This window comes from Janthinobacterium lividum, assembly GCF_011601275.1.
GTDB classification, from domain to species: domain Bacteria; phylum Pseudomonadota; class Gammaproteobacteria; order Burkholderiales; family Burkholderiaceae_D; genus Janthinobacterium; species Janthinobacterium lividum_E.
Genome location: NZ_JAAOLY010000003.1, coordinates 13,679 through 28,688 on the forward strand (window position 1 = coordinate 13,679; position 15,010 = coordinate 28,688).

General features: G+C 65.6%; 11 protein-coding genes. 8 read left to right on the forward strand and 3 right to left on the reverse strand.

The window, feature by feature from the left end:
- Positions 1 to 8: 8 nt before the first annotated feature.
- Genes nirB through GYK42_RS05370 form a run of 6 tightly spaced genes read left to right on the forward strand, consistent with a single transcriptional unit; the run spans position 9 to position 9,466 of the window.
- Positions 9 to 2,561: a nitrite reductase large subunit NirB gene (nirB, locus tag GYK42_RS05345; protein WP_166446645.1), complete on the forward strand. Its 2,553-nt coding sequence runs from the start codon at positions 9 to 11 to the stop codon at positions 2,559 to 2,561.
- 12 nt (positions 2,562 to 2,573) lie between these two features.
- A complete protein-coding gene (gene nirD / locus GYK42_RS05350; RefSeq protein ID WP_166446646.1) occupies positions 2,574 to 2,927 on the forward strand; it encodes a nitrite reductase small subunit NirD in 354 nt (117 codons plus the stop codon).
- On the forward strand, positions 2,924 to 4,162 hold the full coding sequence (locus tag GYK42_RS05355) for an NAD(P)/FAD-dependent oxidoreductase (RefSeq protein ID WP_346768065.1): 1,239 nt from the start codon (positions 2,924 to 2,926) through the stop codon (positions 4,160 to 4,162). Before nirD ends, GYK42_RS05355 begins: the two co-directional genes overlap by 4 nt.
- A 20-nt stretch (positions 4,163 to 4,182) precedes the next feature.
- Positions 4,183 to 6,852: a nitrate reductase gene (locus tag GYK42_RS05360; protein ID WP_166446647.1), complete on the forward strand. Its 2,670-nt coding sequence runs from the start codon at positions 4,183 to 4,185 to the stop codon at positions 6,850 to 6,852.
- Positions 6,853 to 6,876: 24 nt separating this feature from the next.
- Positions 6,877 to 7,446: an adenylyl-sulfate kinase gene (gene cysC, locus GYK42_RS05365; protein WP_240943472.1), complete on the forward strand. Its 570-nt coding sequence runs from the start codon at positions 6,877 to 6,879 to the stop codon at positions 7,444 to 7,446.
- A 4-nt stretch (positions 7,447 to 7,450) separates the two neighbouring features.
- The gene (locus tag GYK42_RS05370; RefSeq protein ID WP_166446649.1) at positions 7,451 to 9,466 is read left to right on the forward strand and encodes a diguanylate cyclase domain-containing protein; all 2,016 of its coding nucleotides are present in this window, start codon (positions 7,451 to 7,453) and stop codon (positions 9,464 to 9,466) included.
- A gap of 3 nt (positions 9,467 to 9,469) precedes the next feature.
- Here GYK42_RS05370 and GYK42_RS05375 read toward each other — a convergent pair whose 3' ends face one another.
- The 3 genes from GYK42_RS05375 to GYK42_RS05385 form a co-directional block, all read right to left on the reverse strand.
- Positions 9,470 to 10,387, reverse strand: coding sequence for a pyridoxal-phosphate dependent enzyme (locus GYK42_RS05375; protein ID WP_166446650.1), 918 nt, complete (start codon positions 10,385 to 10,387; stop codon positions 9,470 to 9,472).
- Positions 10,388 to 10,472: 85 nt separating this feature from the next.
- On the reverse strand, positions 10,473 to 10,976 hold the full coding sequence (locus GYK42_RS05380; protein WP_166446651.1) for a MarR family winged helix-turn-helix transcriptional regulator: 504 nt from the start codon (positions 10,974 to 10,976) through the stop codon (positions 10,473 to 10,475).
- Between the two features lie 355 nt (positions 10,977 to 11,331).
- Entirely contained in the window at positions 11,332 to 12,090 is a 759-nt protein-coding gene (locus tag GYK42_RS05385; protein WP_193316641.1) for a DeoR/GlpR family DNA-binding transcription regulator, read from the reverse strand.
- A gap of 192 nt (positions 12,091 to 12,282) precedes the next feature.
- On the opposite strand from GYK42_RS05385, the gene glpD reads away from it, so the two are divergent.
- On the forward strand, positions 12,283 to 13,827 hold the full coding sequence (gene glpD / locus GYK42_RS05390) for a glycerol-3-phosphate dehydrogenase (RefSeq protein ID WP_166446652.1): 1,545 nt from the start codon (positions 12,283 to 12,285) through the stop codon (positions 13,825 to 13,827).
- Positions 13,828 to 13,914: 87 nt separating this feature from the next.
- Positions 13,915 to 15,009 carry an ATP-binding cassette domain-containing protein gene (locus tag GYK42_RS05395; protein WP_166446653.1) on the forward strand — a complete coding sequence of 365 codons (1,095 nt, stop codon included), beginning with the start codon at positions 13,915 to 13,917 and terminating at the stop codon, positions 15,007 to 15,009.
- Position 15,010 lies beyond the last annotated feature (1 nt).

Below are 15,010 nucleotides of genomic sequence, written 5' to 3' on the forward strand. Positions count from 1 at the left end.
AGAGAGTAATGAACCACCCCTTGAATATCGTCGTCCTTGGCCATGGCATGGTCGGGCATAAGTTCCTCGAACGGCTGGCGCTGGAAAACAATACGCGCCTGTCCGTGACGGTCTTGTGCGAAGAGCCGCGCCCCGCCTACGACAGGGTGCACCTGTCCGAATTTTTCAGCGGCAAATCGGCCGAGGACCTGTCGCTGGTGGCGCCCGGCTTTTTCGACAAGGGCAACGTCGTGTTGAAGCTCAATGCGCGGGCCGTGTCCATCGACCGCGCGGCGAAAACCGTCACGGCCAGCACCGGTGAAGTGCTGGCCTACGACAAGCTGGTGTTCGCCACCGGCTCGACGCCGTTCGTGCCGCCGCTGCCGGGCAAGGAGCGCGAGGGCTGCTTCGTCTACCGCACCATCGAAGACCTGGAAGCCATGCTGGCCTGGGGCGGAAAGTCAAAGACGGGCGTGGTGATCGGCGGCGGACTGTTGGGCCTCGAATGCGCGAAAGCCTTGCGCGATTTGAAGCTGGACACCCACGTGGTGGAATTCGCGCCGCGCCTGATGGCCGTGCAGGTCGACGAGGGCGGCGCGCGCGTCCTGCGCCGCAAGATCGAAGAGCTGGGCGTGACCGTGCACACGCAAAAGAACACCCTGGCCATCGTCGACGGCGAAGCGGCCACGCACCGCATGCAGTTCGCCGACGGCAGTCATCTGGAAGCGGACATGATCGTCTTCTCGGCCGGCATCCGTCCGCGCGACGAACTGGCGCGCGCCTGCGGCCTGGACGTGGGACCACGCGGCGGCATCGCCATCGACGACAGCTGCGTCACCTCCGATCCGGATATTTACGCGATCGGCGAATGCGCGCTGTGGGGCGGCCTGGTGTTCGGCCTGGTGGCGCCCGGTTACGAAATGGCCCGCATCGCGGCGCGCCACCTGCTGCAGGAAGAGGGCGAAGCGTCGTTCAAGGGCGCCGACATGAGCACCAAGCTCAAACTGATGGGCGTGGACGTGGCCAGCCTGGGCGACCCGCACGGCAATGCGCCGGGCAGCCGCTCCTACCAGTTCATGGATGAACGCAAGCAGATCTACAAGAAGATCGTCGTCTCCGATTGCGGCAAATACCTGCTGGGCGGCGTGATGGTGGGCGACGCCAGCGAGTACGGCACCTTGCTGCAGATGATGCTCAACAAGATCGAGCTGCCGGCATCCCCCGAATTCCTGATCCTGCCGCAGGCCGATGGCCAGCAAAAGGTGGGCCTGGGCGTGGACGCCTTGCCCGAATCGGCGCAGATCTGCTCGTGCAACGACGTGTCGAAAGGCGCGCTGTGCGCGGCCGTCGCCGAGGGCGCCACCACCATAGCCGCCCTGAAAAGCTGCACCAAGGCGGGCACCGCATGCGGCGGCTGCGTGCCTTTGGTCACGCAGATCATGAAGGCGGAAATGCAGAAGCAGGGCCTGATGGTGAACAACCACGTGTGCGAGCACTTTGCGTACTCGCGCCAGGAATTGCACCACCTGGTCCGCGTCGGCAAAATCCGCAGCTTCGGCGCGCTGCTGTCTGCGCATGGCCAGGGTCTCGGTTGCGACGTGTGCAAGCCCGTGGCGGCGAATATCCTCGCCTCGTGCTGGAACGATTTCGTGCTGTCTCCCGTGCACGCCAGCCTGCAGGACAGTAATGATTACTTCCTCGGCAATATCCAGAAAGATGGCACGTACTCGGTGGTGCCGCGCATGCCGGGCGGCGAAGTGACGGCCGACGGCTTGATCGCCGTGGGCATGGTGGCGAAAAGATACGGCCTTTACACCAAGATCACGGGCGGCCAGCGGGTCGACCTGTTCGGCGCAAGAGTCGACCAGTTGCCGGCCATCTGGGAAGAATTGATCGCGGCCGGTTTCGAGTCGGGGCACGCCTACGGCAAGTCGCTGCGCACGGTGAAATCGTGCGTCGGCTCCACGTGGTGCCGCTATGGCGTGGCCGACAGCGTGGGTTTTGCCATCCAGCTGGAAAACCGCTACAAGGGCTTGCGCACGCCGCACAAGATCAAGTTCGGCGTCTCCGGCTGCACGCGCGAATGCGCCGAGGCGCAGGGCAAGGACATCGGTCTGATCGCCACGGAAAAGGGCTGGAATCTGTACGTGTGCGGCAATGGCGGCATGAAGCCGCGCCATGCGGAACTGATCGCCTCCGATCTCGATGAAGCCACGCTGGTGCGCTATGTCGACCGCTTCCTGATGTTTTACGTGCGTACGGCCGACCGCCTGCAGCGCACCAGCGTGTGGCGCGACAATCTGGAAGGGGGCCTCGATTACCTCAAGCGCGTCATCATCGACGACAGCCTGGACATCGCCCACGAACTGGAAGCGGACATGCAGCACGTGGTCGACACCTATGCCTGCGAGTGGAAGGAAGCCGTTTCCAATCCCGCCGTGCGCCAGCGCTTCCGCCATTTCGTCAACAGCGAAAAGAGCGATGAAAACGTGGTGTTCGTCGAAGAGCGGGGCCAGATCCGGCCCGCCACCGAGATGGAACGCCGCAGCACCGTGATCCCCATCCTTGCCGTGGAGGCTTGAGCGATGAATGCGATGAATGAACTTTCCGGCGCCACCGCCGACAACTGGGTGGCCATCTGTCCCTTGACCGACATTGTGCCCGACACGGGCGTGTGCGCGTTGCTGGGTGGCCGCCACGTGGCCGTGTTCCGCGTCGGCGATACGTCGCCGCGCGTGTACGCCATCGACAATATCGACCCGAACGCGGGCGCTTCCGTGCTGTCGCGGGGGCTGGTCGGCAGCATCGGCGAGCGCGTCGTGGTAGCGTCGCCGATCTACAAGCAGCACTTCGACCTGGCCAGCGGCGAGTGCATCGAAGCGCCCGAACACTCCGTCGCCGCCTGGCCGGCGCGCGTGTTTGCCGACATGGTGTGGGTGGCCCTGTGAACCCGCCAGCCAAGGCCACTGCGCGTCCCTCGCTCGTCGTCGTCGGCAACGGCATGGCCGGCATGCGCACGGTCGAGGAACTCCTGAAACTGGCGCCGGACCTGTACGACATCACCGTGTTCGGCGCGGAGCCGTACGGCAATTACAACCGCATTTTGCTGTCGCCCGTGCTGGCTGGCGAAAAGTCGGTGGACGACATCATGCTGCACACGCGCGACTGGTATGTGCAGCACGGCATCACCCTGCACGCGGGCGACCCCGTCGTGCGCATCGACCGCAAGGCGCGTACCGTGCAATCGCTGTCGGGTATCACGGTGGCCTACGACCGCCTGCTGCTGGCCACCGGTTCCACGCCATTCATCGTGCCCGTGCCCGGGCATGATCTGCCCGGCGTGATCGGTTTTCGCGATATCAGCGACGTCGACGCCATGCTGCAGGCGGCGCGCACGCACCGCCACGCGGTGGTCATCGGCGGCGGCTTGCTGGGACTGGAAGCGGCCAACGGCTTGCAGCGCCAGGGCATGGACGTCACCGTCGTGCACATGAGCGGCGCCCTGATGAACCAGCAGCTGGACGCACCCGCATCTATACTGCTGAAAACGGCGCTGGAAGCGCGCGGCCTGCGTTTCCTGATGCACGCGCAAACATCCGCCATCATCGGCAGCACCCGCGTGGAAGGCGTGCAGTTTGCGGACGGCAGCAGCATCCCCGCCGACCTGGTGGTGATGACGGCCGGCGTGCGCCCGAATATCGCGCTGGCGCAAGCGGCCGGCCTGCATTGCGAACGGGCCATCGTCGTCGACGACTGCCTGCAAAGCTACGACCCGCGCGTGTACGCCGTGGGCGAATGCGTGCAGCACCGGCGCGCCACCTTCGGCCTGGTTGCGCCCATCTGGGAACAGGCCCGCGTGTGCGGCGCGCACCTGGCCGGCGCCGGGCATCGCCGCTACGTGCAGCAGGCCAGCGCCACCAAACTGAAAGTGACGGGCATCGACCTGTATTCGGCCGGCGACATCATCGGCGGCGAGGGCAGCGAAGACCTGGTGCTGCGCGATCCGCGCCGCGGCGTCTACAAGCGCCTGGTGGTGCAGGGCAGCCGCCTGGCCGGCGCCGTGCTGTATGGCGACGTGCGGGACGGCCCCTGGTATTTCGACCTGATCCAGCAGCGCCGCGACATCAGCAAGCTGCGCGCCCATTTATTGTTTGGCCAGGCGCTGTGCGCCCAGGCCGCCTGACAGCGACCAACAGGACCCTCATGACCACTTGCACGCCCGTGAAAACCACTTGCCCGTATTGCGGCGTCGGCTGCGGCGTGGAAGCGACACGCCTGCCCGACGGCGCCATCCGCATTGCCGGCGATGCCAATCACCCGGCCAACCTGGGCAAGCTGTGCGTGAAAGGCTCGGCGCTGGGCGACACGCTGGACCTCGACAAGCGTTTGCTGCAACCGCAGGTGCGCGTCGGTGGCGCCTTGCAGCCGTCCTCCTGGGATGTCGCGCTGGACAAGGTGGCCGGCGGCCTGCGCGCCATCATCGACAAGCACGGCCCCGATGCCGTCGCCCTGTACGTCTCGGGCCAGCTGCTGACGGAAGACTATTACATCGCCAACAAATTCATGAAGGGCTATGTGGGCAGCGCGAATATCGACACCAATTCGCGCCTGTGCATGTCGTCTGCCGTGGCGGGCCACAAGCGGGCGTTCGGCGAGGATATCGTGCCCGGCTGCTATGAAGACCTGGAGCTGGCCGACATGGTGGTGCTGGTCGGCTCGAACACGGCCTGGTGTCACCCGATCCTGTTCCAGCGCATCGCCCGCATCCGCGAAACCCGGCCGGAGATGAAACTGGTGGTGATCGACCCGCGCCGCACGGCCACTTGCGAGCTGGCCGACCTGCACCTGCCCGTGAAACCGGGCACCGACGTGTGGTTGTTCAACGGGCTATTGTGCTACCTGGCGAAGGAAGGCGTGATCGACGATGCTTTCGTGACGCGCCACAGCAGCGGCCTCGATGAGGCGCTGGCGGCCGCCCATGTCGACTGTTACGATCCTTTGCAGGTGGCGAAAATCTGCAAGGTCGACCCGCAAGCCTTGCTGGCGTTCTACCAGGCGTTTGCCGCCACGCGCAAGGTCGTCACGGCCTTTTCGCAGGGCGTGAACCAGTCGTCTTCCGGAACGGACAAGGTCAACAGCATCATCAACTGCCACCTGGCGACGGGGCGCATCGGCCAGCCCGGCATGGGACCGTTTTCCCTCACGGGCCAGCCGAACGCCATGGGCGGGCGCGAAGTGGGCGGCCTGGCCAACATGCTGGCGGCGCACCTGGATCTCGACAAGCCGGCGCACCGCGAAGCCGTGCAAACCTTCTGGGACTCTCCGCGCATCGCCGACAAGCCTGGCCTGAAGGCGGTGGAGCTGTTCCACGCCATCGAGGCGGGCAAGGTCAAGGCCGTGTGGATCATCGCCACCAATCCCCTCGTCAGCATGCCGGACGCCGACCAGGTGCGCCGCGCTTTGGCCAAGTGCGAACTGGTGGTGGTGTCGGACATCAGCGCCGGGTCGGACACGAACGCCCATGCCGACGTGCTGCTGCCGGCCCTGGGCTGGGGCGAAAAGGATGGCACGGTGACCAATTCCGAGCGCCGCATCTCGCGCCAGCGGGCCTTCTTGCCGACACCCGGCGACGCGCGCGCCGACTGGGACGTGTTGTGCGACGTGGCGCGCCGTATCGGTTATCCCGGCTTCGATTTCACGGCGCCGCAAGCCATCTTCGACGAACACGCGCGCCTGTCCGCCTTCCGCAACGAAGGGGCCACAAAGCGCATGTTCAACCTGGGCCACCTGACCGGCCTGGATGCGGCGCGTTACGACGCCCTGGTGCCGCAGCAGTGGCCGCAGGGCCAGGCGCGCCTGTTCGGCGATGGCCGCTTCGCGCATGCGGATGGCCGCGCGCGCTTCGTGCCGACGGCGCCGCGCGCTCCGAGGAACATGCCCGACGAGGACTATCCGCTCATCCTGAATACGGGCCGGGTGCGCGACCAGTGGCATACGATGACGCGCACGGGCAAGGCGGCCAAGCTGTCGGGCCACGTCGCCGAAGCCTTCATCGATATCCACCCGCAGGATGCGCTGCTGTACAGCGTGCGCGAAGGCGAGCTGGCGCGCGTTTCCAGCGCCTGGGGCGCGATGGTGGCCAGGGTCGTGCATGGCGGCGGCATCGCGCGCGGCCAGGTCTTCGTGCCGATCCACTGGAGCGACGCGAATGCCTCCGACGCGCGCGTGGGCGCCGTCGTCAACCCCGTCGTCGATCCCGTCTCGGGCGAGCCCGAATTCAAGCACACGCCCGTGCGCATCGAGCAGTTCCGCGTGCACTGGCATGCTTTCGTGTTGAGCCGCACGCCCTTGAACCTGGACGGCGTGGCGCACTGGACGCGCGTCCAGGGCGAGCAGTGCCTGCGCTACGAGCTGGCCGGCCGCCAGCGCATCGAAGACCTCGGCGCCTGGGCGCGCGCGCTGCTCGGCGTCTCGGACGACAACGCGGACTGGCTCGATTACACGGACGCCAGCGCCGGCGTGTACCGCGCCGTGCACCTGGACGAGGGGCGCATCGCGCAATGCGTGTATGTCTCGCCCCGTCCCGACCTGCCGTCGCGCAGCTGGCTGGCGGGCCTGTTTGCGCATGCGCAAATGGATGCGGCGGACCGCGCCGGCGTGCTGCTGGGCCAGCCCATCGGCAAGGGCGTGGACGCCGGTCCCACCGTGTGCTCGTGCTTTGGCGTGGGGCGCAACACCATTTGCGCCGCCATTCAGGAACAAAAACTGACGACGACGGCGCAGGTGACGGCCTGCGTCAAGGCGGGCGGCAATTGCGGCTCCTGCGTGCCGGAGATACGACAGTTGCTGCTTGAGGCGCGCAGCGCTGCCTGATCATCTGTCCTTTCCTGCGCGGCTTTGTTATATTGCCAGCTCTACAAGGAGAGAGGCAGTGTGATGACAGCAGGACAACACGACACGGTCTGGCTGACGGGCTTGAGCGGCGCCGGCAAGTCCAGCATCGCCGACGCGCTGGCGCGCCAGCTCAAGGCGCAGGGCCGCGCCGTGGCGGTGCTTGATGGCGACCAGCTGCGCCACGGCTTGAACCGCGACCTCGGTTTTACGCCGGAAGACCGGCATGAAAACATCCGCCGCGCGGCCGAAGTGGCGCGCCTGATGAACGGGGCGGGCCTGACCGTCATCGCCGCCTTCATCTCCCCGTACCGCGCCGACCGGTCCATGGCCGCCGCCATCATCGGCGCGGCGCATTTCATTGAAGTCCACGTCAGCACGCCGCTGGCCACATGTGAGGCGCGCGATCCCAAGGGCCTGTATGCAAAGGCGCGCGCGGGGCAGCTCGCGCAATTCACGGGCGTTTCCTCGCCTTACGAAGCGCCGCTGGCGGCCGCGCTGACCCTGGATACGGATGCCCTGGCGCTGGACGAGTCGGTCGAGCGCCTGCGCCGGCATTTGCAGCGGCGGACGTGACGGCATGACGGCGACAAAGGATATATTGCGTAAATGGCTGCGCCGGCGCCTGCCAGCCAGCCTGAAAGCGCGCATGAGCATGGTCGTCTTCCTGCTCGTGCTGGGCGCGGTCGCTTCGCTGGCGCTGGCCACCCTGGCCGTGGCCGAGCGCGGCATGCGCGACGTGATGGGGCGCCAGCAGTACGTGTCGCTGGCTAGCGCCGCCGTCTTCATCGACGAGGAACTCGGCGCGAAGCGCAATGTGCTGCGCGCGATGGCGGACAGCCTGGCGGCCGGCGGCGCGCACGACGGCGCAAGCCTGCAGCGCTTCCTGGCCGCGCAAACAGTGCTGAGCAAGGAGTTCTATTCGGCCGGCGTGGTCGGTGTCGACGGTTTTGTGCTGGCCAGCGTGAGTCCCTTCAAGCCGCAGGCGGGTTTGAACGTGAAGGGACGGCCCTACTTTGAACAGACGCTGGCGACGCGGCGCTCCGTGATCTCCGCGCCGCTCAACGGCAGTATTTCCGGCATGCCCATCGTGGTGGTGACGCAGCCCGTGTTCGACGCGCAGGGCGGCGTGCGCTATGTGCTGGCGGCCAGCGTCAACCTGCGCCAGCCCGATTTCCTCGGCCGTCTCGGTTCGCTCAAGCCTGGCCCGGGCGGCTACCTGTACATCATGACCAGCGAGGGCGTCATCGTCGAGCATCCCGACAAGTCGCGCATCATGCAGCATATCGAAGCCCATGGCCCCGTCAGCGTGCCCACGCGGCGCGCCATGCAGGGCTATGAGGGCTGGATGACGGGCACCACCACGCAAGGTATCGATGCCCTGTTCGCCTACCATCGCATCGCCTCGACGGGCTGGATACTGGCGTCCGTGTATCCGATGAGCGAAGCCTTCGCGCCGCTGCACGCCATCCGCAGCAAGATCCTGCTGGCCGCCGTGCTGCTGGCCGCGCTGGCGGGCCTGGCCGGCTGGCGCGTGGTGCTGCGCCTGTTGCAGCCGTTGGCGCGCTTGCGCCACCAGGTGCATGAGATCCGCCGCCATCGCCTGGGTATCGACGTGCTGCAAATCGAGCGGCGCGACGAGATTGGCGACTTGAGCCGCGATTTTTACTCACTGGTGGCCGAGCGCGAAATGGCCGAGGCGCAGACGCGCGACAGCGAGCGGCGCCTGAAGCTGCTGACGGACCACGTGCCCGTGGTGATCGTCTACATCGACCGCGAGCACCGCTACCAGTTCATCAACGCGACGTTTGAAAAATGGTTCGGCACGTCGCAGCAGGAAAGCCTGATGCAGTCGATGCGCGAGGTGCTGGGCGAGGAAGCCTACCAGCTGCGCGAGCAATACCTGCTGCGCGCCTTCGCGGGCGAGGAGGTCGAGTATGAATTTACCATCGATGGCGAGGGGGACGCCGGCCGGCGCGCCTTCCAGACCAGTTACGTGCCCGACGTGGGCGAGAGCGGCGAAGTGGAAGGCGTGTATGGCCTGATTCACGAAATCACGAAGACCAAGGCGATGCACACGGCGCTGCAGTTTGCCGCCGCCACCGACACCCTGACGGGCATCGCCAACCGCCGCCGCTTCGACGAGCAGCTGGCGCAAAGCATGCAGCGCACGCGGACCGCGCGCGCGCCGATGGCGCTGGCCTATCTCGATATCGACCGTTTCAAGGCCATCAACGACAGCTTGGGACACAAGGCGGGCGACGAGGTGCTGAAGGAATTCGCCGCGCGCCTGGTGCGCAGCGTGCGCGCCAGCGACCTGGTGGCGCGCTTGGCAGGCGATGAATTCGTGATCATTCTCGAAGGCGTGAACGGCGCGGCCGAAGTGCGCCAGGTCGGCGCCAAGATCATCGACGCCATCCGCCAGCCCTTCGAGCTGGCCAGCGGCCCGCTGCCGGTGACGACCAGCATCGGCATCGCCATCTTCCGCGAAGGCGGGCTGACGGCGGCGCAGTTGCTGGACCTGGCCGACCAGGCCCTGTACGCCGCCAAGGGGCAGGGCCGCGATGGCGTGGCGCTGCTCGAGGCGGCGCCGTAGCGACTACAGCGTGGCAGTCCAGTGGTCGAGCTGCTGCGTGGTGGCCGTCACGCCGCCGCACACGATGACGAGCACATTGCGGTACGGCGCCAGTTCCGGCGCCTTGCCGTAGACGGCCGCCAGCGCCGCGCCGCAGGCCGGCTCCACCACCAGGCGCTGGTCGCTGATAAAACGCTGGCAGGCGTCGACGGCGGCCCGGTCCGACACCACCACGCTGTGCAGCCGGCGCGTCTGGCTGATGGCGTATGCCTGCGCGCACACCTGGCGCGCGGCCAGCGACGTGGCGATGCTCGTCACGGCGGGCAGGGCCACGTGTTCGCGCGCGGCCACGGCCGCCGCCAGCGAGGCGGCGCCTTGCGTTTCCACGGCCACGATGGCCACGTCATCCCAGCCGTTGCGCTGCAAGCCTTCGGCCACGCCGGCCAGCAGGCCGCCGCCGCCCACCGACAGCACCACGGCATCCGGTTTCAGGCCCGCGCTTGCCACTTCATCGATCATGCCGGCATGGCCCTGCCACAGCAGCGGGTCGTCGAACGGATGCAAAAAAGCGTCTTGCGGAGTGAGCATCGATTGGGCCAGCGCATTGGCTTCCTGCCAGGCGGCGCCGTGCACGATGACTTCGGCGCCTTCCTGCGCGATCAGGGCCTTGGCCCGTTCGCTGGTCGTTTCCGGTACGACGACGATGACGGGAATGCCCAGCTGGCGTCCCGCATAGGCGACGGCGATGCCGGCATTGCCGCCGGAAGAGGAGATGAAACGGCTCGCGCCGCGCCGCGCGTATTCTTCGCAGGCGAGGCCGATGCCGCGGATCTTGAAGGAGCCGGGCGGCTGCAAGGCTTCGAGCTTGAGCCAGATGGCGCGTTCGCTGTGCAGGCTCAGCGCGCGAGAGTTGAGCAAGGGAGTTTCGATGTGCAGGGCCATGCGTGTTCCTGGTAAACAGTCAGGCCAGCATCATAGCCGAAGCACGCGCGCCGCCGCGTCACCCTTGCCTCGTGTGTTACTGCTGTCAGTTCAGCGGGGCGCTCTTGAGCTTGTGTGTGCGCGCCACTTCCTTCATCGCTTCGAGCAGGTCGTCGCGCAGCTGGCGCGGCAGCTTGCCGAAGAATTCCTCGTCGTTCTGGTCGGCCATCTCGGCCAGCACGGGTACCAGCGCTTCGCCTTCCGTCGTCAGTTCGATCGAGTGCTGGCGGCGGTCGGCCAGCAGGATCGATTTGCTGACCATGCCCTTGCTTTCCAGGCGGTCGATCAGTTTCGAGACGGCGCCCTTGCTCATGCCGGACACTTGCGCCAGCACCGTGGGCGAGGTGCAGCCCAGGCGGAACATTTCGCGCAGCACCACCCATTCGGACACGGTCACGCCATTGGCTTCGGCCTTCTTCTGGAAGCTGTGGGAAACGTGGTTGGAAACGAAACGCAGCCAGTAACCGAGGTGGGCTTCCAGCTCGCTGACGGGGACGCTGTTGGGATGGGCGGCTTGCGGCATGGCGGCCGATTCAAAATTATGGCTCATTTCTCTTCCTTCACTGGGCGGCGTTGCCGGCATGGTTAAGGCCTTCACGCTTGCTGTCGAGTGGTTTGTTTGGGAACAATCATCGTGCTTGAGGTATTTTTAACACTGTTTTCACAGGAAATCACTCAGCGGCAAAGAGTTTTTCCTTTTTTCTTGCTCCAGGTGCATAAAAAGCAATATCAAGCAAATAATCGTATTGCTAGAGAGGAAGATTAAAAAAATAACTCATGTTGCATCAATGGTAACAGCATTTTTGCCGAATTGATAAACATTTCATATCATTCTGTATGCTGGCCCACACAAGACGTATTGCCCACGCGACAGGGCGAGGTTTTCCCGCAGAAATGCAGTCCGCTCAGGCCAACACCACTTTCACGCCCGCTTCGCGCAGCACTTCGGCAAAGCGCGGCGGCGGTGGCGCATCCGTAAACAAGATGTCGACTTGCGCCAGGTCGGCCAGACGCACCAGTGCCTTGCGGCCGAATTTATGCTGGTCGGCCACCAGCCACACTTCGCGCGACTGTTCGATGATGGCTTGCGCCACTTTTACTTCGCGCGCGTCGAAGTCGCGCAGGCTGCCGTCCTCGTCGATGCTGGAAATGCCGATGATGCCGATGTCGACCTTGAACTGGCGGATGAAGTCGATGGTGGCTTCGCCGACGATGCCGCGGTCGCGCCCGCGCACCACGCCGCCGGCCACGATGACTTCGCAGGCCGCGTTGTCGGCCAGGATGGCGGCCACGTTCAGGTTGTTCGTCACCACGTGCAAGCCCGTGTGCCGGCCCAGCGCGCGCGCCACTTCCTCGGTCGTCGTGCCGATATTGATCAGCAACGAACAGCCGTGCGGCACTTGCGCGGCGACGGCGGCCGCGATGCGCCGCTTGGCGTCGCTGTTGAACACTTGCCGCTGGCTGTAATCGATGTTTTCCACGGACGAGGGCAAGCCCACGCCGCCGTGGTAGCGGGCCAGCAGGCGCGCTTCTTCCATCTGCTTGACGTCGCGGCGCACGGTTTGCGGCGTCACGTCCAGCTGCTGGGCCAGCTCTTCGACGGACATGGTGACCTTCTGGCGCACCACTTCGAGCAGGCGGCGCTGGCGGGGATTCAAGATCATGGTGCTCTCTTTAAAAATCACAAAACGAACAGAAACGAACAAATAGTACTAAAAATATGTTGCTATGAGTTCGTATTCTGGCGTAACCTTATTCATATTGCATGCGTATTATGAAATGGTGATCTTAACGACAGTCGCCGGCGATGCCTAGTCTTTCCGCGCCGGCGCGTCCCCGACAGACATGGAGTCCCGATGGCCGCAGCACAGCAGGGCGTGGAGACAGCGATCAAATGCGACGTGCTGGTGGTCGGCGGCGGCATCAATGGCGCCGGCATCGCGCGCGACGCGGCGGGACGGGGCTTGTCCGTGGTGTTGTGCGAAAAGGACGACCTGGCTTCCCACACCTCGTCCGCTTCCACCAAGCTGATACATGGCGGCCTGCGCTACCTCGAATACTATGAATTCGGCCTCGTGCGCAAGGCGCTGATCGAGCGCGAAGTGCTGCTGCGCTCGGCGCCGCACATCATGTGGCCGCTGCGCTTCGTCATGCCGCACGCCAAGGCCCAGCGTCCCGCGTGGCTGATACGCGCCGGCCTGTTCCTCTACGACATGCTGGCGAAGCGGGAAATCTTGCCGGCCTCCAGCGGCATCGACCTGACGCGCCATGCGGCCGGCAAACCCTTGAAACCCCAGTTCAAGCGCGGCTTCGTGTATTCCGACGGCTGGGTTGACGATGCGCGCCTGGTGGTGCTGAACGCCATCGACGCGGCCGACAACGGTGCGCACATGCTGACGCGCACGCGCTGCACTATGCTGGCGCGCGAAGGCGACGCTTGGCTGGCCACCTTGCAGCACGCCAGCGGCAGGCAGACGACCGTGCGTGCGCGCAGCGTCGTCAATGCGGCCGGGCCGTGGACGGCCGAGTTCCTGCAACAGGCGGCGCCCGGTGGGCAGGGCCGGCATTTGCGCTTGATCAAAGGCAGCCATATCGTCGTCAAGCGCCTGTTCGACCATGATCACGCGTATATCTTCCAGCATCCGGACGGGCGCATCGTATTTGCCATTCCGTACGAGCACGATTTCACCCTGATCGGCACCACCGACCTCGACTACCAAGGCGACCGTGGCAAGGTGGAAATCGATGACGAGGAAATTCGTTACTTGTGCGAGCTTTCCAGTTACTATTTCAGCAAGCCCATTGTGCCGGCCGACGTGGTCTGGACGTATGCGGGCGTGCGCCCGCTGGTGGAAGATGCGGCGGCCGACGCCAAGGCCGTCACGCGCGATTACCGTTTCGAGCTGGACCAGGAAGGGGCGCCGCTGCTGAGTATTTTCGGCGGCAAGATCACCACATTCCGCAAGCTGGCCGAGGAAGCGATGGACATGCTGGCGCCCTTGTTGGGCAACGCGCGTCCAGCCTGGACGCAGCAGGCGTGCCTGCCTGGCGGCGACGTGTATGGCGCCGTGCCGCAGAACCGGGCCGTGCGCGAGTTCGGCCAGTTCGTGCAAGGCTTGCAGCGCGAGTATGCGTGGCTGCCGGCGGCGCTGGTGGCGCGCTATGCACGCGCCTACGGCACGCGCATCCATGTGCTGCTCGATGGCAGGGCGGATGTGGCGGCCATGGGCGAGGAAATTGCCGCCGGCCTGTACGCGGCGGAAGTGGACTATTTGCGGCGCCATGAGTGGGCCGTCAGCGCGGCCGACATCCTGTGGCGGCGCTCCAAGCTGGGCTTGCACCTGCCGCGCGAGACGGCGGACACGCTCGACGCCTGGCTGTTGCGGCACCCTTTGCCGTAAGAGTAAGCAGTAAGCAGCACACGTTGGCGACCGCGCCCCGCAGAGGGTGCGGCGAAGAATAAGAAACCATCACTGGAGGAGAAGCGCGTGCAACTGGTACTGGACAAGATCAGCAGGAAGCAGGGGGCTGACGACTTTTTATATCCGATGTCGCTGGCCCTCGTGCCGGGCGCCATCAATGTTCTGCTGGGCACCACGCGTGCCGGCAAGACGACCCTGATGCGCGTGATGGCGGGCCTGGACAAGCCCAGCGGGGGCACCGTGACGGCCGATGGCGTCGACGTGACGGGCGTGCCCGTCAGCCGTCGCAACCTGGCCATGGTGTACCAGCAATTCATCAACTATCCGGCCTTCACGGTCTACGACAATATCGCCTCGCCCTTGCGCTTGCGCAAGGAGCCCGAGGAGCAGATCCGCACGAAAGTGCTGGCGCTGGCCGAGCGCCTGCACATCACGCCCTACCTGCAGCGCACGCCGGGCGAACTGTCCGGCGGCCAGCAGCAGCGCACGGCGCTGGGGCGCGCGCTGATCAAGGATGCGTCGCTGCTGCTGCTCGACGAGCCACTCGTCAATCTCGACTACAAGCTGCGCGAGGAATTGCGCCGCGAATTGACGGAACTGTTTTCCAGCGGCAGCACGACGGTTGTGTACGCCACCACGGAACCGCTGGAAGCGCTGCAGTTGGGCGGCCACGTGGCCGTGCTGCACGAGGGACGCTTGCTGCAGCAAGGGCCGACCCTGGACGTCTTCAACGCCCCCAATTCCATCGACGTGGCGCGCACCTTCAGCGACCCGCCGATCAACCTGATCCCGGCCCGCGTCGATGCGCAGGGCGTGGCGCAGGCGACGGACGGCCTGTCGATACACCTGAGCGGCGCGCAGCGCGCCCGCCTGGGCGACAGCACGGAGGTGATCCTCGGCGTGCGCGCACACAGTCTGCATCTGTCGCCGCAGTCCGATGGCGACGTGGCCATCGCGGCGCAGGTGGATCTGGCGGAAATCAGCGGCTCGGAAACCTATGTGCATGCGCGCCGCGGCGACCTGGCCCTGGTGGCGCAACTCGGCGGCGTGCACAACCTGGAGATCGGCAGCGCCTGCACCGTGTATTGCCAGCCGCATGCCTTGCTGATCTTCGCGCAAGACGGCGGCCTGCTGTTCGCTCCTGCGCAAGGAGGGGTGTGAC

Coding starts and splice junctions, on each gene's coding strand:
- nirB (WP_166446645.1), top strand. CDS start 9: ATGAACCACCCCTTGAATATCGTCGTCCTTGGCCATGGCATGGTCGGG.
- nirD (WP_166446646.1), top strand. CDS start 2,574: ATGAATGAACTTTCCGGCGCCACCGCCGACAACTGGGTGGCCATCTGT.
- GYK42_RS05360 (WP_166446647.1), top strand. CDS start 4,183: ATGACCACTTGCACGCCCGTGAAAACCACTTGCCCGTATTGCGGCGTC.
- GYK42_RS05370 (WP_166446649.1), top strand. CDS start 7,451: ATGACGGCGACAAAGGATATATTGCGTAAATGGCTGCGCCGGCGCCTG.
- GYK42_RS05375 (WP_166446650.1), bottom strand. CDS start 10,387: ATGGCCCTGCACATCGAAACTCCCTTGCTCAACTCTCGCGCGCTGAGC.
- GYK42_RS05380 (WP_166446651.1), bottom strand. CDS start 10,976: ATGAGCCATAATTTTGAATCGGCCGCCATGCCGCAAGCCGCCCATCCC.
- GYK42_RS05385 (WP_193316641.1), bottom strand. CDS start 12,090: ATGATCTTGAATCCCCGCCAGCGCCGCCTGCTCGAAGTGGTGCGCCAG.
- glpD (WP_166446652.1), top strand. CDS start 12,283: ATGGCCGCAGCACAGCAGGGCGTGGAGACAGCGATCAAATGCGACGTG.